Source organism: Micrococcus sp. KRD012, from assembly GCF_017168555.1.
Lineage (GTDB): Bacteria > Actinomycetota > Actinomycetes > Actinomycetales > Micrococcaceae > Micrococcus > Micrococcus luteus.
The window spans coordinates 483,709-502,449 of sequence record NZ_JABFBB010000003.1 but is presented as its reverse complement, the minus strand read 5'-3'; the positions used below and the strand labels follow the sequence as shown (position 1 = coordinate 502,449).

General features: G+C 71.4%; 20 protein-coding genes and 4 pseudogenes. 11 read left to right on the top strand and 13 right to left on the bottom strand.

Translation table 11 applies throughout. The annotated features are described in order from the left end of the window. Window positions 1-137: 137 nt before the first annotated feature. Window positions 138-305, bottom strand: a pseudogene (locus J1M37_RS02790) (manganese catalase family protein); the annotation flags it as partial. Between the two features lie 491 nt (window positions 306-796). Beyond that, window positions 797-1,780: an Abi family protein gene (locus J1M37_RS02785; protein ID WP_078025558.1), complete on the bottom strand. Its 984-nt coding sequence runs from the start codon at window positions 1,778-1,780 to the stop codon at window positions 797-799. Between the two features lie 155 nt (window positions 1,781-1,935). On the opposite strand from J1M37_RS02785, the gene J1M37_RS02780 reads away from it, so the two are divergent. Next, window positions 1,936-2,256, top strand: coding sequence for a MerR family transcriptional regulator (locus tag J1M37_RS02780; RefSeq protein WP_078025557.1), 321 nt, complete (start codon window positions 1,936-1,938; stop codon window positions 2,254-2,256). A gap of 51 nt (window positions 2,257-2,307) precedes the next feature. Here J1M37_RS02780 and J1M37_RS11385 read toward each other — a convergent pair. Together J1M37_RS11385 and J1M37_RS02775 are read right to left on the bottom strand one after the other, a co-directional pair. Then, window positions 2,308-2,409: pseudogene (locus J1M37_RS11385) on the bottom strand (ArsR family transcriptional regulator); the annotation flags it as partial. A gap of 11 nt (window positions 2,410-2,420) precedes the next feature. Beyond that, window positions 2,421-3,212, bottom strand: a pseudogene (locus J1M37_RS02775) (manganese catalase family protein); the annotation flags it as partial. Window positions 3,213-4,431: 1,219 nt separating this feature from the next. On the opposite strand from J1M37_RS02775, the gene J1M37_RS02770 reads away from it, so the two are divergent. Next, a complete protein-coding gene (locus tag J1M37_RS02770) occupies window positions 4,432-5,502 on the top strand; it encodes a GNAT family N-acetyltransferase (protein WP_010080043.1) in 1,071 nt (356 codons plus the stop codon). 24 nt (window positions 5,503-5,526) lie between these two features. On the opposite strand, the gene J1M37_RS02765 is transcribed toward J1M37_RS02770, so the two are convergent. Continuing rightward, window positions 5,527-6,147 carry a LysR family transcriptional regulator gene (locus J1M37_RS02765; RefSeq protein WP_041103377.1) on the bottom strand — a complete coding sequence of 207 codons (621 nt, stop codon included), beginning with the start codon at window positions 6,145-6,147 and terminating at the stop codon, window positions 5,527-5,529. Window positions 6,148-6,218: 71 nt separating this feature from the next. Between J1M37_RS02765 and lysE the strand changes: the two genes are divergently transcribed. After that, on the top strand, window positions 6,219-6,833 hold the full coding sequence (gene lysE / locus J1M37_RS02760) for an L-lysine exporter (RefSeq protein ID WP_036314948.1): 615 nt from the start codon (window positions 6,219-6,221) through the stop codon (window positions 6,831-6,833). 33 nt (window positions 6,834-6,866) lie between these two features. On the opposite strand, the gene J1M37_RS02755 is transcribed toward lysE, so the two are convergent. From J1M37_RS02755 to J1M37_RS02725, 7 genes are all read right to left on the bottom strand, one after another. Continuing rightward, entirely contained in the window at window positions 6,867-7,256 is a 390-nt protein-coding gene (locus tag J1M37_RS02755; RefSeq protein ID WP_206452046.1) for a PIN domain-containing protein, read from the bottom strand. Between the two features lie 198 nt (window positions 7,257-7,454). Beyond that, on the bottom strand, window positions 7,455-7,967 hold the full coding sequence (locus J1M37_RS02750; protein ID WP_012751105.1) for a helix-turn-helix domain-containing protein: 513 nt from the start codon (window positions 7,965-7,967) through the stop codon (window positions 7,455-7,457). A gap of 75 nt (window positions 7,968-8,042) precedes the next feature. Continuing rightward, window positions 8,043-8,384, bottom strand: coding sequence for a luciferase domain-containing protein (locus J1M37_RS02745; protein WP_010080039.1), 342 nt, complete (start codon window positions 8,382-8,384; stop codon window positions 8,043-8,045). A 195-nt stretch (window positions 8,385-8,579) separates the two neighbouring features. After that, window positions 8,580-9,611, bottom strand: a complete 1,032-nt coding sequence (locus J1M37_RS02740; protein ID WP_036339515.1) for a methionine synthase — start codon at window positions 9,609-9,611, stop codon at window positions 8,580-8,582. Next, the gene (locus J1M37_RS02735; protein ID WP_012751106.1) at window positions 9,608-10,654 is read right to left on the bottom strand and encodes a DUF1852 domain-containing protein; all 1,047 of its coding nucleotides are present in this window, start codon (window positions 10,652-10,654) and stop codon (window positions 9,608-9,610) included. The genes J1M37_RS02740 and J1M37_RS02735 overlap by 4 nt, the downstream gene beginning before the upstream one ends. Then, complete coding sequence (locus J1M37_RS02730; RefSeq protein ID WP_036339517.1) at window positions 10,651-11,955, bottom strand: cystathionine gamma-synthase; 1,305 nt, start codon at window positions 11,953-11,955, stop codon at window positions 10,651-10,653. The genes J1M37_RS02735 and J1M37_RS02730 overlap by 4 nt, the downstream gene beginning before the upstream one ends. A gap of 1 nt (window position 11,956) precedes the next feature. Continuing rightward, window positions 11,957-13,306 carry an O-acetylhomoserine aminocarboxypropyltransferase/cysteine synthase family protein gene (locus J1M37_RS02725; RefSeq protein WP_036339520.1) on the bottom strand — a complete coding sequence of 450 codons (1,350 nt, stop codon included), beginning with the start codon at window positions 13,304-13,306 and terminating at the stop codon, window positions 11,957-11,959. Window positions 13,307-13,601: 295 nt separating this feature from the next. Between J1M37_RS02725 and J1M37_RS02720 the strand changes: the two genes are divergently transcribed. The 8 genes and pseudogenes from J1M37_RS02720 to J1M37_RS02685 all read left to right on the top strand — a co-directional run bounded on the left by J1M37_RS02720 (window position 13,602) and on the right by J1M37_RS02685 (window position 18,209). Continuing rightward, complete coding sequence (locus J1M37_RS02720; RefSeq protein ID WP_036339527.1) at window positions 13,602-14,330, top strand: class I SAM-dependent methyltransferase; 729 nt, start codon at window positions 13,602-13,604, stop codon at window positions 14,328-14,330. Further along, the gene (locus tag J1M37_RS02715; RefSeq protein WP_257997799.1) at window positions 14,327-15,652 is read left to right on the top strand and encodes an MFS transporter; all 1,326 of its coding nucleotides are present in this window, start codon (window positions 14,327-14,329) and stop codon (window positions 15,650-15,652) included. Before J1M37_RS02720 ends, J1M37_RS02715 begins: the two co-directional genes overlap by 4 nt. Before the next feature lie 45 nt (window positions 15,653-15,697). Then, a complete protein-coding gene (locus J1M37_RS02710) occupies window positions 15,698-16,111 on the top strand; it encodes a VOC family protein (RefSeq protein WP_049145697.1) in 414 nt (137 codons plus the stop codon). Between the two features lie 47 nt (window positions 16,112-16,158). Further along, window positions 16,159-16,293 (top strand): annotated as a pseudogene (locus J1M37_RS11655) (GNAT family N-acetyltransferase); the annotation flags it as partial. Between the two features lie 286 nt (window positions 16,294-16,579). Continuing rightward, window positions 16,580-16,741, top strand: a complete 162-nt coding sequence (locus J1M37_RS02700; protein WP_206452045.1) for a hypothetical protein — start codon at window positions 16,580-16,582, stop codon at window positions 16,739-16,741. 121 nt (window positions 16,742-16,862) lie between these two features. Next, window positions 16,863-17,042, top strand: coding sequence for a hypothetical protein (locus tag J1M37_RS02695; protein ID WP_158184041.1), 180 nt, complete (start codon window positions 16,863-16,865; stop codon window positions 17,040-17,042). Window positions 17,043-17,103: 61 nt separating this feature from the next. Then, window positions 17,104-17,676: a DUF2812 domain-containing protein gene (locus J1M37_RS02690; protein ID WP_167754990.1), complete on the top strand. Its 573-nt coding sequence runs from the start codon at window positions 17,104-17,106 to the stop codon at window positions 17,674-17,676. After that, the gene (locus tag J1M37_RS02685; protein WP_119217720.1) at window positions 17,673-18,209 is read left to right on the top strand and encodes a hypothetical protein; all 537 of its coding nucleotides are present in this window, start codon (window positions 17,673-17,675) and stop codon (window positions 18,207-18,209) included. Before J1M37_RS02690 ends, J1M37_RS02685 begins: the two co-directional genes overlap by 4 nt. A 52-nt stretch (window positions 18,210-18,261) precedes the next feature. Here J1M37_RS02685 and J1M37_RS02680 read toward each other — a convergent pair. Beyond that, window positions 18,262-18,741: GNAT family N-acetyltransferase (locus tag J1M37_RS02680; protein WP_206452044.1), on the bottom strand; the 480-nt coding region annotated here is incomplete at its 5' end.

Here is an 18,741-nt window from a genome sequence, read left to right as displayed (position 1 = left end):
ACCTGCCCGAGTTGAGTCCCGCATAGTGGTGTAGCGCCCGGTGGTCGGGCGTGTCGTCTCAGACGTGGTCGCGGCCACCGTGTGATCCGTCGAGTCAACCTTCCACAGAATCCTCGAATGGAGTCATCACGATGACCCCGGTACTTGCCCGGAATGTGGGCGTTCCATGCCTGGAAGCTGTACTGCATGGCCACGGTGATCTCGCCGTACTGCCCGCCGATCACCTCCTGCAGCTTGCGGGCGTAGACCGCGTCAGGCTTCTCGGGGCTGGAGACGTGTTGAAGCTTCTGCTTGTGGATGTACAAGGAGGACTCCCCTCGATCAAGTCGGATGCGTGAAGGCCCGAGGGGCCGCCGCGCCGGACAGCTTCGACGCTACGCGGGTCTGACCGACCCGTGTAGTGCTGACCCACGCCGGAACTGCATCGGTCGCCACCTGCGCCATGGATGCCAGCCCCACTCTGGGGGATGAGCGCTTTCGCCGTCCTTCGCCTGCGGATGCGGCGGGTAGGTGACTCTCAGAGGCACACGGCTTAAACGGTCGTTTGTGGCAGACCTGATCCTCGCCACAACCCTCGCCAACAGGTCGTGGTGGTGGCCCACCCATACCCAGCTTGACAGCCGAACAGTTCATCACTGCCCTCATCCTTCACGAAATCCGAGACAGCCTCTCAGGGCGCCGGGTCGGCCTGTCCCGTAACCGGATGGGCCCGCTCCCGGGCCGCCGGAGGAGATTAGGAAGCGATGCACGCCACCGACTGCGACCCGCTACCAAGGCCTCAGCTCGCGTCCGAAGTTCACCCCCGCCACAGGTCAAGCGTGTGCCAGTCTTCCGGAACACCCATCGATTGGACTGAGAGGGCATGCGATGTGGGGAAGGTGCGGAACAGCTCGGCCAGGCGCGGCGCCCAGGACCGCTCCGCCTCGATGGGCCGCAGCATGTAGGCGATGATCGCCAAGGCGTTGTAGGTGCCGAAGTCCCCTTTGGGGGCGGCGGGTTCCCGCAGATGGTCGAGGAGGGGCACCATGCCTGCCGCCGGCCGGGACGGGGCGTTCTGGAGCTTGCGGTTGAAGAGCCGAGCATGATGCGCGGCCACGTTGCGCACGTAGTTCAAGCTGGCCAGCCAACTGCCCATCATCTTCTTCTGGGGGATCCCAAAGGCCGTGGCGACTTCCTCGGCATCCTTCTGAAGCATGCCCTGGTAGAGGTTCGACAGGTGTCCCAGCTCCAGCAGCTCGGTCAACGCCCAGACCGGCATGTGGTCGTCGTACTTCTGCCGGAAGTGGGCGACGAACTGTTCGTCCGAGCCGTCCCGGCGTTGCTTGACCCGCTCCAGCCACAACACCTGCTTGCTGGGGCGTGGGTCACGACTGTCAGTGTTCGCCCGCGTGAACGAGTCGTCGAAGCAGGTGGGGTTCTCGTGCGCGAACGGTGAGGTCCGCCCCAACACGTAGCCGATGCGCATACGCACTGCTACCTCGATGCGCTCCACACCCTCCATGACCAGCATGCGCAGTTGCCGATCGAAGTCGATGATCTCCTCGGCATGATGCAGGGCTGTGCCCGGTTGGTACCTATTCAGCACCCGGATCTTGGTGTGCCCTTGGTCATCGACCTGCTTCTCGGACTCCAGGAACGGGTACAGGTAGCCGGTTACTCGGTAGTAGCCCACGGACTCGAGCAGTCGGAGAGCCCGCGTCAGGTCATCGACCTCCAGACCGCGCTGGACTAGCCGCTCTACCTGCGCCTCGAGAGGCAACCACTTCTTCGTGTACTCCACGCGTCTCTCCCACACAAAGAAAATCAGCCCGCGCCTTGCGGCAACGGGCTGATCATGATGCTTGAGACTCTAGCACGGGCAAGAGCCTGGGTCCTAGATGTGCTACCCGGGCACGTGTTGCGTTCGAGCGCACGCGAAGCCCTAGCGTCGCGGACATGAACCCAGAGCTGGAGCAAGCCCTGCGCCTGGCTACGGACCCTCCCGGTGGCGTCTCGCTGGAAGCATTGGAAGATCTCGTTCGGGATGATCCGACGACCTGGTGGGACATCTCGGAGGCCGCCACTCACCTCAACGTCACCGCCCACACGCTGCGCTACTACGAACGCATCGGCATGGTGAGCGTCCCCCGAGACGATGCCGGGCACCGCCGCTATGACTCGCCGGCCATCCGCCGCCTGGTCTTCATCACCCGCATGCGCACGGCAGGAATGCCCATCGCCGATCTCCAGCACTACCTGGCCCTAGGGCGTGTCTGATAATGCTTCGAGGGTTTGGCTAAGGCCCTGGATCCATTCTCAGACACGCCCTAGGTCGCGGGCGAGTACCGCCGGGTAGCTCGGGCCCTCGAGGAGTGTCATGAGGATGCGGGAGCGGGTCGGGTCGGCCATCGCCCGGCCCAGCCGGTTCATCACGTCCAGCTCCTACTCGTCCGAGCCGCCGGCGGGGGCATGGGGACCCCCGCCGGCGGCTCGGACGAGTAGGAGAACTCGCCCTTGCCGTCCGGGGTGGGGCCTGCAGCCCACGAACCCTCCGCAGTGGCCTGACCGTCAGAGAACTCATAGTGCGTGTACGAGTGCTCCGTGGCCTCCTTCTTCTGCGGGAAGTTGCTCGGCACCGGCATCTCCTCCAGGCCGTCCTCCTGCAGCTCCTTCACAGCCGCCGCCCACTGGTTCTGGTGCATCGTGTCCCGGGCCAGCAAGAAGGAGAGCAGCTCCCGGATGCCCGGGTCATCGGTCATGTGATAGAGCCGGGCCACCTGGGTCCGCCCCTGCATCTCCGCGTTGAGGTTGGCGGTCATGTCGGCCAGCAGGTTGCCGCTGGCCGTGACATACGCTCCGGTCCACGGATTCCCCATGCTGTCCACGGGGCGAGCACCGGCACCGGCCACGATGGCCTGCTGCAGATCGGTGCCCCCGATGACGGCGGCCACGGCCGGGTCATCCTGGATGGCGTCGGTGGTGATCCCCACCGGGGCCTTCTCCAGCAGCTGGGCCACCATCGTTGCCAGCATCTCGACGTGACCGAACTCCTCGGCCGCCGTGCTGAAGAGCAGGTCCCGGTACTTGCCCGGAATGTGGGCGTTCCATGCCTGGAAGCTGTACTGCATGGCCACGGTGATCTCGCCGTACTGCCCGCCGATCACCTCCTGCAGCTTGCGGGCGTAGACCGCGTCAGGCTTCTCAGGACTGGAGACGTGCTGAAGCTTCTGCATTGTGGATGTACAAGAGAGGACTCCCCTCGATCAAGTCGGATGCGTGAAGGCCCGAGGGGCTCCACGCCGGACAGCATCGACGCTACGCGGGTCTGACCGACCCGTGTAGTGCTGACCCACGCCGGAACTGCATCGGTCACCACCCGCGCCATGGACGCCAGCCCCACTCGGGGGGTGAGCGCTTTCGCCATCCTCCGCCTGCGGATGCGGCGGGTAGGTGACTCTCAGAGGCACGCGGCTTAAACGGTCATTTGTGGCACGCGCCCCAGATGTCTCCGGCAGTCTCCCCACGTCGCCTGCTAGGCGGTGTGACTTGCGCCGATGAATGTCCGGTATCTCGCACAGATCGCTGTCCGGCATAACCTCAGCTGGAGAAGTTGGGGCGGGTGAGTTGTTGCCCTCCGCCCTGGTGTCGGAACCGCATCATGCCGGATCGTGGGCGCATGAGAGTGACAGTCCGTGGAAACCGCTTGGTGAGCCTAGGGGCTCGAATCACTGTCGACGTCCCTGAGGGTCCGACGCCAGAGGTGCGGATTCACGCGCCGTTCTGCAGGCGAGCGATTCCCGTCTCGGAGATCTCCGACATCACTTCAGCCAGTGATGACGGCATGAACCACGGACTCCTCAACTGGTTCGTCACGGGCCGCGCTTCAGCCCCCGGCGGGGTCCGCATCAACAACGGCGGTCGGGCCCGCGTCACGATCCGGACCCGTGACGGGTCGCTCTTCAACGTCGTAGTGGACGATCACGACCAGGCGAGCCGCCTGGTTGAGGATGTCCGGTCGATCAGAGCACGCTCATCCGGCTAAATCGGTCGTTAGTGACGAGGGGCCCCGCCATGCGCCGTGTGCGCCACCTCCGGCCCTGCCCGCCCGCCGCACGGCTCGCCACAACCAACCCGCTAGAGCGGCAGCCGTCCGTACGTTTCGAGCGAGCCCTGGGGTGCGCGGGGGCGCCCACCTGGACACCCAGTGTCACGCCGACCGGATCCCGCCCGATACGCGAAGAGTCCACCGCGCGTCGTGTGGAACCTTGCCTGCATCTCGACAGCAAAGGCCCTTGCCCACCGATCCGCATCGTGACACAGTTCACCCCATGATGCAGCAGCAGTGACGCCGTGGGTCCGACGACCCACCACCGGCCTCCCCGCGCGCCCGTCTCGAGCACGGCTCGACGGGTGCCTCTGCGCCCACCCCTTTCTTCAGAAAGCAGTCACCGCATGCCTGACATCATCGAATTCCCCCTGCCCGTCTCGTCGGACGACCCCCACTGGCGGGCCTACTGCCAGCTCGGAGACGAGTACAACCACGAACTGATCGGCACGACCGAGTGGGACGAGACCCCCACGGACGCGCTCATCCAGGCCGCCGCCGAGACCGACCACACGCTGCGCCGCTACCTGGCGTACGTCGACGGCGAGGCGGTCGGCTACGCCCGCGTCCTGATCAACCAGGTCGACGACCCTGACGCGGCCGCCCTCAACGTCTACGTCCACCCGCGGCACCGCGGACGCGGCCACGGCCGGGCACTGGCCGAGCGGCTCGTCCTGGACACCGCCGGCCTCACCCGTTTCGAGACCTGGCCGCTGACGCCGCGGCCGGTGGCCGGGCAACGGACGCTCACCCCGCCCAACGGCGCCGGCGCGGTGTCCGCCGAACATCCGGGTGTGCGTCTCGCCCAGTCCTACGGCTTCGCGCTCGTCCAGATCGAGCGGGTGAGCCGGTATGACTTCGCCGATCCGGGGATCGACCCCGCCGTCGCCCTGGCCGAGGCCGAACGCGTCTCGTCGGACTACGAGCTCCACGCCTGGGAGGGCGCGGCCGACGCGTCCCTGCAGGACGACCTTGCCGTCCTCAAGGCCCGCATGGCCACGGACGTGCCCTCCGGGGAACGCACCGTGGTGGAGCAGGTGTGGGACGCGGCCCGCGTGCGTCGCATGGACGAGCAGATCCTCACGACCGGGCGCCTCTTCCGCGCGGTGGCGCGGCACCGCGCCACCGGTCGGATCGTTGCCCTGAGCGAGCTGGTGGCGCCCCGCTCGCGCCCGGACGGGCTCATCGACCAGTGGGACACCATCGTGCTGCCCGAGCACCGCGGCCACCGCCTCGGCATGCGCGTGAAGGCGGCGAACCTCATCGCCGTGCGCGACGCGCTGCCCGGGGCCCGCGCGATCATCACGTGGAACGCCGAGGAGAACCGGCACATGCTCGACGTCAACGAGGCGCTGGGCTTCCGGCCCGTGCTGGCCGAGGCGTCCATGGAAGCGCCGGCACCGCTGCGACGTCGCTGACGGCCCGCGACCCGCGGCGCCGCCTCACCCCCGCTCGAGCGTCCGCTGGGCCGCCTCCCGCACCGCCCGCGTGAGCCGCACCAGGCGCGTCACGGGCAGTGTGGCCGCCTGCCAGTACAGGGGCACGAGGACGTCGTCGAGCCCGGGCACGCGGACCAGCCGGCCGGCGCGCACGTCCTCGACGGCCTGGGCGTCCACGAGCATCCCCCACCCCAGGCCGGCCCGGACGGACCGGTGGAACCCGTCGAACGACGGCGCCAGGTGCGTGGGCGGGGCGACGTCCAGCCCGGCGCCGCTCAGCGCGAGGCGCTGCAGGTCGTCCTTCGCGTTGTAGCGCATCATGGGCATCGCGCCGAGGTCGACGACGTCGCCCGCCGCGTGCCGGGCGAGCAGGGCGGGCGAGGCGAGCGGGACGTAGCGCATGCTCCCCAGCGGCTCCGCCGCGCACCCCTGCACCGGCTGCGGCTCCGTGGTGACGGCGGCCAGCACCTCGCCGCGCCGGAGCAGCACCTGGCCCACCTCCCGCTCCAGGGCGCGGATGCGCTGGCTGACCGCCGAGGCGCTGACGCCGAGCTCGTACGCGGCCGCCTCGAACGAGCCCTCGTCCGCGATCGCACGCAGCGCCTGCAGCTGATCAAGGTTCATGAAGCAGAGCTTAGGCACCTGCAGTTCTCTTCGTTTGGCTCAGGCCCGGCCGGGCCCTAGCGTCCTCACCCATGTGGACCCTCGCCGGCACCGGCCTGCTCACCGGACTCGCCCTCATCGTCGCCATCGGCGCCCAGAACGCCTTCGTGCTCCGCCAGGGCGTGCGCCGGGAGCATGTGGGCGCCGTCGTGCTGGTGTGCATGGCCTCGGACGCCGTGCTGATCCTGGCCGGGACCGCCGGGGTGGGTGCGCTCGTGCAGGCCGTGCCGTGGCTGCTCGAGGTGCTGCGCTGGGGCGGTGCCCTGTACCTGCTCTGGTTCGCGGTCTCCTCCCTGCGTGCCGCGCTGCGTCCGCAGGGGCTCGTGGCCGAGCAGGCGCCGCGCACCGCGGGTTCGGTCATCGCCACCACGCTCGCGCTGACCTGGCTCAACCCGCACGTCTACCTGGACACCGTGGTGCTGCTGGGCAGCCTCGCCAACCAGCACGGTCCCGACGCGCGGTGGGTCTTCGCCGCCGGCGCCGTCGCCGCCTCGGTCCTGTGGTTCACCGCGCTCGGCTACGGCGCGCGCCTGCTGGCCCGGGTGCTCGCCGACCCGAAGGCGTGGCGCGTGGTGGACGTGGTGATCGCGGTGGTCATGGCGGTGCTCGCGGTCCGGCTCATCGCCGGTTCCGGCGTGTGGGGGTGAGCCGACAGACGCCGGTTCTGGCGTCGGGCTGAATCAAGGTCGCTCAACGTCGACCCGCCAGAGCTGGGCTCGTGCGGCCTCCGCGAACAGGGGTGCACCGCACGGCACCAGCCGCTCAAGGACGTCCCTGACGGTCAACGGAGGATTCCGTGTCGCGCCCGCTTGGGCTGCGAGGGCCGTCATCACCCGAGCCGGGTCCAGGTCGAGCTGGTTCATGAAAAACTCATCCGGACTCTGCACCTCGATGTCGAAGGACTCAACGACCTCCCGCGGGAAGTCCTTCAGATTCGCCGTGACGATCAGGTCAGCACGTCCCTGGATCGCGGCGGCGACCACATGCCGATCATCGGGGTCCGGAAGATCAATCCCGGGCACGAGCTGCTCCCACCCCTCGACCCGCGCGTCGTCGAAGGCGGCGTCCATGACCCCGGCACGGTGACGCGCCGCCCCCCGACGCACGCATGTCTGGATGCATCGCTTCCAGTGCGCGCACCGTCTCGTCGAGGATCCGCCCGCTCCATACCGGCCGATAGAGGCCCGCCTCGGCCAGATGCAGCAAGGTGTCCGCTTGGGCGATGGGCACGAGGACGCACGCGTCGAGCACCGCGCTGAAGCGCGCCACTACCCGCGCTCACCCCGGAGGTCGGCGCGAGCCTGACGCAACGCTTCGCGGTAGGACTCCGCCTTCTGGTCGTAGAGCCCCGCAGGCGAGGCCTCCCCTACGAGGTCGCTCAGCGAGGCACGCCGCTCCCCGCGTTTCCGCTGCTGATAGGACACGACGTCTTGGAGCCGGATGCGTCGGTGCCGACCACCGGTCGTCCTCTCGTACGGCAACGCGCCCTCCTCGAGCAGCCTCACCAGCGTGGGACGACTGATGCCGAGGAAGTTCGCCGCCTCCTGTGTCGTGAGCAGCTGGTCGACGGGTGCCACCGTGATGGCCTTGCCCACCCGCATCGCCTCGACGACGTCCCGCAGGACGTTGAAAGCCTCTGGCGGCAGGGGGACCTTCTGCCCATCAGGGCCGACCAGGGCGGCCGGCTGCGTCAGGCCGTCGAGGAACCTGCCGACGTCGAGCATCTCCTCGAGGTCCGTCGGCGGCAGCACCGTGTGCTTGTCATTCACCGTCGCAGTCATGGAACAAGACTACCCGCGAAAACGAAAAATTCGCAGTTTCCTCTCGCGTCCGCTTCCCCGCTCCGGGGCGCTGCGTCAACCGCGCGCGTAGGCGAGCGACTCCTCGATGATCCCGACGACGACTGCCAGCTCTGCCTCGTCCCGCGGACCGTAGAGCATCCACTCCGTGCCGAAGTCCGCGTAGCCATGCGGTTCGAGCCATCCGAGCTCGGCCAGACGGACGCCGCGCTCGGGCGCCAGGACGAGGTGCACTGACGTGTCGTCCACCCCATGCAGGTGCACCGGCTCCCAGCGCCGGCCTGGTGAGAGGTTGACCTCCGGGGTGCGCTCCTCCGGCCGGCCTGTCAGGTGGACGGCGCGCGACGTTGCTGGCGAGACGGTGCTGTGGCCCTCCTCGACGCCGTCGAGGGCGAACACCGCAGCGACCAGACGGCCCCACAGCTCCGGCGATGATCGCTGATCAAGCTGTCGGTGGGGCCCCTCGGTCGACGTCGCGGGACGACCGCCCGGCCGGGGATCGTCAGCGGTGAGCCGGACACGGGGGCTCGCATCAGGATCCATGCAGACGATCCAGACGGGGCCCCGCCGGCCAGGCAAGGCCACCAGGCCCCCTCACTCCCCGCCCAGCTCCTCCCGGAGGAGCCGGGCACCGGCCACGAGCGCCGCCGTCTTGTCCCGCGCCACCGAGCGAGCCAGCGGCGCCATGCCGCAGTTGGTGCTCGCGATCAGCTTGTCCGCGTCCACGAACTCGAGGGTCTCCCGGAGGGTCGCCGCGACCTCCTCGGGCGTCTCGATCTCGTCGCTCGCCACGTCGATCGCGCCAACCATCACCTTCTTGCCGCGCAGCAGGCCGATGAGCTCCGCCGGCACCCGGGAGTGGTGCCGCTCCAGGGCGATCGTGTCGATCGTGGACTCGCGCAGCAGGGGGAACGACGTCTCGTACTGGCGCCACTCCTCCCCGAGCGTGGCCTTCCAGTCGTTGTTCGCCTTGATCCCGTAGCCGTAGCAGATGTGCACGGCCGTCTCACACGTCAGGCTCTCGGCCGCACGCTCGAGCGTCGCCACGCCCCAGTCGCGGACGTCGTCGAAGAACACGTTGAACGCGGGCTCGTCGAACTGCACGACGTCGACGCCCACCGCCGCCAGCTCCCGCGCCTCCTCGTTGAGGATGCGCGCGAACTCCCACGCGAGCTTCTCGCGGCTGCCGTAGTGGCGGTCGGCGAGGGTGTCGATCATGGTCATCGGCCCGGGCAGGGTCCACTTGATGGGCCGGTCCGTCCGCGCGCGCAGGGCCTTCGCGTCGTCCACGAACACCGGCGCCGGTCGGCCCACCTCCCCGACGACGGTCGGCACGCTCGCGTCGTACCGGTCGCGGATCCGCACCGTCTCACGCCGGTCGAAGTCCACGCCGCCGAGGTGCTCGATGAACGTGGTGACGAAGTGCTGGCGGGTCTGCTCGCCGTCGCAGACGATGTCGACGCCCGCGCGCTCCTGGTCGGCCACGGCGAGGGCGAGCGCGTCGAGCTGGCCCTCGCGCAGCTGCTCCCCCTCGAGCTTCCAGGGCGACCAGAGCGTCTCCTCCTCGGCGAGCCAGCCGGGCTTCGGCAGGCTGCCGACGAGGGCGGTGGGGATCAGGGTGGTCATCGGGTCTCCTCGGTGTCTCGTGCGGCGTGGGCGGCGGCCCAGCGCTCCAGCAGGTCGCGGTGCGGGCCCACGAAGTGCTCCTGCGTGTACTCCCCCTGCTCCCGGCCGAGGCGGGCCCGCTCCTCGCGGTCGTAGGCGATCCGGGTCTGCGAGAAGTCGCCGTGGTCCAGGCGCGGCCGGTACACCTCGCCGGCCCCGGCGTTCGCGTTGTAGATCTCCGGCCGGTAGATCCGCTGGAAGGTCTCCATGGTGGCGATCAGCCCGGCCAGGGAGAGGTTCGCGTGGTCGTTGAGCAGGTCGCCCCGCGAGTAGAACGCCAGCGGCGCCACGGCCCCGCGCGGCAGGAAGCACCGGATCCCCAGGCCCATCCGGCCGAAGTAGCGGTCCGTGCGGGAGGCTTCGTCCTGGCGGTATTCGACCCCGAGCACCGGGTGCTCGTTCGTCAGCCGCCGGTAGGTGCGGCTCGTGGACACGCTGATGCAGATCACGGGCGGCTGCGGGAACCGATCCCGGTACGCCTGCGAGTCGAGCAGGTGCCGGAACAGCCGCCCGTGCAGGTCGCCGAAGCCGTCGGGCTCCTCGGTCCCCGGCGACGTCGCCGCGTGCGCGGGCAGCACCACGGAGAAGTCGTGGTCGCGGACGTAGGAGGAGAAGTTGTTCCCCACACTGCGGCCGAGCACGGCGCCCGTCGCGCGCTCGACCACCCGCACGTCGAGCATCTCCATGAGCGGGAAGTCGACGTCTGCGCCGTCGTCGGCGGTGAAGTGCACGTCGATCGAGACGATCTCGATCCGTGCCGTGTAGCGGTCCCGCTCCGGGTTGTCCCAGGGGGCGAGGTCGTTGAGGCGCCCGTCGATCATGGCCAGGGCGGCGCGCAGGTTCTCCCGCCGGTCCGCGCCGCGGGCGAGGTTCGCGAAGTTCGTGGTGGCGCGCGTGCTGGCGGCGGGCGTGTAGTCCTCGTCGAACGGCGTGGTGTGGATGCTGAACGTCAGGTCGTCCACGCGGGTGGGCACGGTGCTCGGGACAAGGGTGGCGTGGCTCATCGGGTCCTCTCCGGAGTGCGGGCGCGGGTGGTGCGGTGGTGGGCGGGACGGGGCACCGTGGACGACGACGGCGCCCCGCGGCCGGCGGCGACGCGTGCGGCGCACTCGAGGCCCGCCTCGAGGTCCGCCTGCAGGTCGGCCACGTCCTCGATGCCGACGGAGAGCCGGACCAGGTCCGTGGGGACGGCCAGGGGCGTGCCCCGCACGGAGGCGTGGGTCATCTCGGAGGAGTAGCAGAGCAGCGATTCGACCCCGCCGAGGCTGACCGAGAGCGCGAACAGCTCGGTGGCCTCGGCGAAGGCGCGGGCCGCGGCCTCTCCCCCGGCCAACCGGATGGAGACGATCCCGCCGAAGCCGTCCATCTGCCGCGCGGCGAGTGCATGGCCCGGGTGGTCGGGCAGCCCGGGGTAGAAGACCTGGGCGACCTCGGGGCGGCCCTGCAGCCAGTCCGCGAGCGCGGCGGCGTTGGCGCCGTGCCGGTCCATGCGCAGGCCGAGCGTCTTGAGGCCGCGGGCGGCGAGGTAGGAGTCCTGCGGGCCGGCGACCGCACCGGCGGCGAACTGCTGGTAGGCCACCGCCTCGGCCAGCGCCCGGCCGCGGAACTCGCGGTCGGCCACCACCACGGCGCCGCCGAGCACGTCCGAGTGCCCGCCGATGTACTTGGTGGTGGAGTGCACCACCACGTCCGCGCCGAGGTCGAGGGGCCGCTGGAGGTAGGGCGAAGCGAACGTGTTGTCCACGACCAGCAGCGCGCCGGCGTCGTGGGCGATCTGCGCCCAGGCGGCCAGGTCCGCGATGCCGAGCAGCGGGTTGGAGGGCGTCTCCACCCACAGCAGCGCGGTGCGGCCGGGACGGACGGCCGCGGCGACCGCCGTCGGGTCGGTGATGTCCACGGGGGTGTTGGACACACCCCACGGCTCGAGGACGGTGGTGATGAGGCGGTGGGTGCCGCCGTAGCCGTCGCCGCCCAGCACGATGTGGTCACCGGGGCGCAGCACGGCCCGCAGGAGGGCGTCCTCGGCGGCGAGCCCGGAGGCGAACGCGAACGCCCGGTCGCCGTGCTCGAGGGCGGCGAGCTGGGTCTCGAAGCCGTTCCGGGTCGGGTTGGAGCCGCGGCTGTACTCATGCCCGGCGCGCAGCACGTTGATGCCGTCCTGCACGAAGGTGCTGGTCTGGTAGATCGGCGGCACCACGGCGCCGGTCAGCGGGTCGGGCTCCTGCCCGGCGTGCACGGCGGTGGTGGTGAAGCCGCGGACGGCGGGACGGGACACGGAGCGGGTGGTGTGGTGGACGGCGGTCATCTCAGCGCACCTCCTGGGTGACGGCGGCGGTCTCGGGGACGGCGGGCGTGGTGGCGGGGACGGCCGGCCCGGCGGCGGTCACCACGGCTAGGGCACGGTCCAGGTCTGCGATCAGGTCGTCGGGACACTCCAGCCCGATGGAGAGCCGGACGGTGGTCTCGGCGATCCCGGCGTCCTCGCGCTGCTGCTGCGTCAGGCGACAGTGCGTCATGGTCGCCGGGTGGGAGACGAGGGACCGGGCGTCGCCGACGTTGACCACCAGCTGGAACAGCTCGAGCGCGTCGAGGAACGGGGCCACGGCCTCGGGGCCGCAGGCCAGGTCGAAGGAGAACACCGAGCCGACGCCGTCCGGGAAGTCGCGGGCGGCCAGCACCGCGCTGGGATGCCCGGCCACGCCGGGGTGGTGCACCCGCGCGACGGCGGGGTGCCCGGCCAGGTGTTCGGCCACGGCGAGGGCGGTGGCGGTGTGGCGGGCCACGCGCAGGTCGAGCGTCTCGAGCCCCTGGATGAACTGCGCCGCGCTCGCGGGGGCGAGGGTGGGGCCGAGGTCGTGCAGGAACTTGCTGCGGGCCAGCGTCAGGTAGGCGCCGCGGCCGTGCCGCTCGACCAGCGTCTGCCCGCCGTAGCGGGCCTTGGGCCGGGCCAGCTGCGGCCACCGGTCCGGCGCCGCGCCGTAGTCGAACGTGCCGCCGTCCACGATCGCGCCGCCGAGCACCGCGCCGTGCCCGCCGAGGAACTTGGTGGCCGAGTGCACGACGACGTCGGCGCCGTGCTCCAGCGGCCGGTAGAGGGCCGGCGTCGCGAGGGTGCTGTCCACCACCACGGGCACACCGGCCGCGTGGGCGAGGTCCGCGAGCGCCGGCAGGTCCGGGAGGGTGGCGAGCGGGTTGGTGATGGCCTCGAGGAAGAACGCGCGCGTGTCGGGCCGGACCGCGGCGGCCCACGCGGGCGGGTCCGCCGGGTCCGCGAAGGTGACCTCGATGCCGAAGTCCGCGAACGTGTCCGTCAGCAGGTCGACGGTGCCCCCGTAGAGCTGGCTGGAGGCGACCAGGTGCTTGTCGCCCTGCAGCAGCGCCAGCAGGGACAGCGCGACGGCGGCCTGGCCGGTGGCCGTGGCGATCGCGCCGATGCCGCCCTCCAGTGCGGCGAGGCGGTTCTCGAACACCGCGACGGTCGGGTTGCCCGTGCGGCTGTAGGTGAAGCCGGGGGTCTCGAGCCGGAACATCGATGCCGCCGTGGCGTGGTCCGGGAAACGGAACGCCGTGGTCTGGTGGATGGGCGGGACGACCGGCCGGTGGGGTGCGGCGGGCTCGTAGCCGGCGTGGACTTGCTGTGTGGCGTGACGGGGCATCTGCTCTCCTCCATCGGTCCTGGCGGTAGCACCGGGCCTGCCGTTCCCGGGGGTCCGGGTCCGGCGGGCGGGTTGCTGCGGCGTCGTCGAGCCAGATCTCTCGGCCGCTCTGGATGGGTGGTGAGCCCATCCCACGCGGTGGGCCGCCGCGAGTCCAGCGGGCGGCCGGCTCGCGCGTCACATGAGCCGCCACCGCGCCATCCAGGACCGGCCGGAGCCTCTCCGGGGCGCGGCGGGCCGTGGCAGACCCGTGTGACGGACCGGCGTGGAGGGGGGGTGTGTCAGACTCCCGGGCATGACGCAGAGCACACCGGGCGGACCGGCCACGGGCCTGCCCGACTTCCGTCCCTCGGGCAACCAGGGCGTGGACCCGGCGCTGTACGAGATAGAGAACGCGGCCATGGACCGTGAGGGCGCCCTCTGGGCGGCGCTGCAGGAGGCGGCGCCTTGGGCCGGGCGGACGCTGCTCGACCTCGGTGCGGGCACCGGCTTCTGGCTGCCCCGCTACGCCGACGCGGCCGAGACGATCGCCGTCGAGCCGGACGTGCGCCTGCTGGGGGCCGCCCGCGCCCGCCCCGGCGGGGCGCGCGTGCTGTACGGCTCGGCCGAGCAGATCCCGCTGCCGGAGGCGAGCGTCGACGTCGTGCATGCCCGGTTCGCGTACTTCTTCCCGCACCCGCGCTGGGACGTCCGACCCGGCCTGGACGAGGTCGCCCGGGTGCTGCGGCCCGGCGGCGCGCTCGTGGTGATCGACAACGACACCGAGCGCGGCCAGTTCGCCGAGCTGCTGCGGGCGAGCACGAACGCCGCGGCGCAGGGCCAGGACACGTACGCCCGCGAGTGGTGGGCCGGCGTCGGGGCCCAGACCCGCGAGGTCATGAGCTCGTGGACCTTCGACTCCCGCGCCGACCTCGAGGCCGTCCTGCGGCTGGAGTTCGAGCGAGGGGTCGCCGACGCGTGGCTCGCCGAGCACCCCGCAACGACGTCGCTGAGCTACGGCTACCTGCTCCACGTGTGGCGGTGAGCACGGACCCGCGTCGTCAGACGCCTGCCCCCCGCACCCCTGACGCTGAGACGCCCCCGCCGCCGGAAGGACGGGCGCGGTGGCTGGTCGCCTCCAACGCCCTCGACGCGGGTGGCCGGTCCGCCACGGACGTCGCCCTGGACGTCCTGGCGGTGCTCCTGCTCGGCGTGGGCGCCGACGGCATGGGCGTGCTGATGACGCTCTCCGGGTTGGGATTCCTCCTGCTCGGCGTGCCCATCGGCATCGTGGTGGACCGACACCTCAGCCCGCGGCTGCTCGCGGCCACCGGCCTCGCCAAGGCGGCGGTGCTCGGCTCGCTCGTCGTGGCGTGGGCGCTCGACGCGCTCACGTTCGGCCACCTCGCCGCCGTCATGGCCCTGCTGGGCGTGCTCACGGTGCTGGCCGAGACCACCCAGACCGCGCTCGTGCCGCGCGTCGTGCCGGCCACCGCCGTCGCCCGCCTGACGGCGCGGCTCGAGTCCGCCGACGCCGCCCTCGTGTTGATCGTGCCCGCCGCAGCGGGCGTCCTCGTCGGGTCGCTGGGCGCGGGACCCGTGCTCGGCATCGCGACGGCGTTCCTCTTCGCGGCGGCGATCGTCGCGCTCCGGGTACGGCTGCGGCCCTCCGCCGCGGCGGACATTCCGGACGACGACGGGGACCCCGGCGTCGCGGACGTCCTCTCCCGCTGGGCCCGGTTCGGGAAGGACGCCGCGGAGGGGTGGACGGTCCTGCGGCGCACCCCGGTCCTGTGGCTGCTGACGATGGGGTCGGTGGCCGCCAATGTGGGCATGGCCCTCTTCGCCCCGGTCGAGGCGGTCTGGATCCTGACCGACCTGCGGCTCGGGCCGGAGTTCCTGGGCGTCCAGATCACCGCGGGCGCGGTCGGGGCACTGGCGGCCTCGTCCCTGGCGGGCCGGGCCATCGACCGCCTGGGCGAGCGCCGGTGCATCCTCCTCGGCTCGGTCGGCTGCGCCGTGGCCGTGGGGCTGCACCTGCTGGCCTACGTCGACCGCGCTCATGCCGGGCCGTGGCTGCTGGCCGGCGCGGCCCTCTGGGGGTTCATGGTCCTGCTCGGGAACATCACCCAGGCCGCCGTGACCGCCCGCGCCTGCCCCGAGGGCACGCTCGGGCGGGTCACCGCGATGCGCCGCACCCTCACCCGGGGCTCCGTGCCGCTGGCGACCCTCGCGGGAGGTGCGCTCGGGGCGACGCTCGGGGTCGGCTGGGCGCTCGCGGGGTGGCAGGTCCTGGCGGTGGTCTCGCTGGCCGCCGTCGTGCCGGCCGCGCGGTGGGTGGATGCGGGGCGCGACGACGTCGACTGAGGCCGAGACGCTGACGCGGACGCCGAGGTCGCTTAATGTGTGGCCATGGTCAGCCGCCCCGTGCTCCAGCAGCCGGTCGTCGACGCCGCCGACATCCGTTCCGTCGCGGAGTTCTACCGCGAGCTCCTCGGCCTCCACTACCGCGCGGGCGACGAGCTCGCGGACGGCCGCGAGCCGGACAGCGCGGACTGGCTCGTGCTGCTGGACGACGACGGCCGCCGCGTCCTGACATTCCAGCGCACCGAGGAACTGAAGCCCAGCACGTGGCCGTCACCCGAGGTGCCGATGCAGCTGCACCTGGATTTCACCGTGCCGGACCGCGATTCCCTCGACGCGGCCCACGACCACGCGCTGCGCCTGGGCGGGCGTCTCGTCCTGGACCGCTCCGACGACGAGGACGAGCCCCTGTACGTGTTCGCGGACCCGGCCGGCCACCCCTTCTGCGTCTTCGTGGGGTGAGCGCGGCAGACCGCGGCACGGCTCAGTGCCGTCGGTAAGGTCGTCGGGTGATCCCGCAACCCACCGATCGACTCACGTTCCGGTGCATGACCGACGCTGACCTCGACGACATGTGCCGGCTCCTCGGAGACGCGGAGGTCATGCGCTACTACCCGCGAGCCAAGTCGCGCAACGAGGTGCAGCGGTGGACCCGACCCGGACGCGGCCGATCCGATGGGCCCGATGCCCCACGACCCCTCCTGGGCCGGCGGCGGGGACGACTCCCTGCTCCAGCGCGCCGCCGAGACCGCCCGCGACCTGCTGCCCGGCAAGGACTGACCCGGGGGCCTCCGGCAGGAGGGCCAGGGGTGGGCGTGTCGGCCTGACCCTTGGTTGACTTGCGACGACGTCGGCCCACCCCACCCCGGGCGCCGTCGGACAGGGGGCGCTCACCCGGCGCCCCTCCCACCACGCCTGAGGAGGGCACCCATGGCTGATCAGCAGATCCCCGAGACGAAGAACTCCGACGCCCCCGGCGACCAGGACCAGGCCGCGCAGCAGGCGCCCGCCGAGGTCGACGGCCTCGCGGCCAAGGCCGAGCAGTCCGAGAAGGAGACCGAGGAGAACGACGAGGGCGGCTACGGCCAGTGACCGACCACCTCGTCCCACCGACGACGCCCCGGGTGCCGCGCGCATCCGGGGCGTCGTCGCGCCCGGGGGGGCGTCAAGGTCGGCATCCGATGCCCCATCCCCTTGCACCCACCGGCAGTCGATGACTGAGTGTCACTCAGAGATATATCCCTCAATGATTCTCGGGGAGTGGCGGGACCCCGATGATCCGCATCTCCACACCACGTTGAAGAAGCTCAGGGATGCCGGGTTCATCGAGGAGTTCGACGGCGACGACGCCCGACGCGTCCATCGCCTCACCCCCGGGGACGCGGCGTCCTGATGAGCGACATCGAGCGCCGGCGCGGAATCCTGGCGATGGCCGACCAGATCATGGAGACGACATGAGCACCACACGCATGAGCAGTGGGCCGGCCTTCACCCCGGAGAAGGACCTCGCGAGGTTCGAAGACACGGCCCGCCGCGGCCAGCGGCTGACCGGGTTCTCCCTGGCCGCCCACGGCTGGCGCTTCGAGGACGCCGAGCCCGAGGACGTCGTCTTCGACATGTCCTACGAGACCGACCCCGACGACCACCACTTCGATCTCTTCCGGGCCGCCGGCTGGACGCCCGCGCTCACCTACGGCCACATCCGCCTCCTCAAGGCCGCCCCCGGTACCACCCCCGTCCACACCGGCACGGAGTCACGACTCGAGGAGGCGCTCGGCAACCGCGCCCTGTTCCTGCGGTACACCGCAGTGACGATCGCCGCCGTGCTCCTGGTGGTGCTGGCGATGGCGGCCGCCGACTGGCCTCTTGCGGCGGTGCTCGCCACCGTCGCGGGCCTCTACGTCCTCTCCTTCACGGACCTCGAATGGCGAGGACTCATCGGCTGGGGGCTCTTGCTGCTGGGTCTGGCGTTCCACATCGTCCGGTTCGGGCTGAAGCCCCCGTCGGACCCGGACCGGCGCCGATGACCACCGCGCCGGCCGAGGCGGCGCGCACCGCCGTCGTCGAGCCGCCGCCCGGCTACGCGGTGCTGGGGTGGGCGTTGGTGTTCGTCACGGCGCTCCCCTTGGTCCTCTTGCTCGTGCTGGATCCGGCCCTACGGTCGGCGGGCATCCTCGTGATCGCCGCGGTGAGCCTCGGGCTGGTCGTGTGGCTGAGCCAGGTGGCGTTCCTGCGCGCCCGCATCGAGCTCGCGGCGGACCCCGCCGCCGGCGTACTCCGCCTCCGGGCCCCGCTGTACTCCCGTGAGCTGCCCCTGGACTCACTGGCCACGGTGGAGGTCCAGGACGACGTCGGGCCGGGCGGCGCCTACATCAACTGGCCAGTGACGGGGCGGGCCCGCTCCCGCCGCGGCGTGCGGCTGGACCTCGGCGGCCCCGCCGGGCTGGTCCTCGCCACCCACGACGGACAGCGGTTCACTGTGGTGACCCCGGATCCAGAGACGGCCGCGGAGCTGCAGGCGACGTCGAGCGGCGACGTCCGGAATCGACTGCAGAAGTGACCCCTCTGACGCCCGCTGACACCCCCAGAAGGGTCACTTCCGCAGTCGATTCTCAGGTGTGCGCGCGACGCCCGTCCGTCGCACCCGCCCCCGCCCGCCGCATCGGCACGTGCGGGATGCCGTCCTCGAGGAACTCCGGCCCGTCCGGCGCGTAGCCCCAGCGGGCGTACCAGTGCGCCAGGTGGGCCTGGGCGTCCAGCACGCTCGGCCGCCCGCCGATCCGGGCGACCGCCTCGTCCAGCAGCGCCCCGGCCAGGGCCCGGCCCCGCGCGTCGGGGTGGGTGACGACGCGGCCGATGCGGGCGACGTCGCCGTCGTCCAGCAGCCGCAGCGTGGCGACGGGCGTGCCCGCCTCGTCCTCGACCCACAGGTGGACGGTGGCCGGCTCGAGGTCGCGGCCGTCCAGGTCCAGGTAGGGGCAGTCCTGCTCGACGACGAACACCAGCGACCGCAGCTGCCAGAGGCGGTAGGCCGTCGTCCGGTCGAGCTCGTCGAAGCCCGCGGCATGGACGGCAGGGGCGGGGCCGGGTGT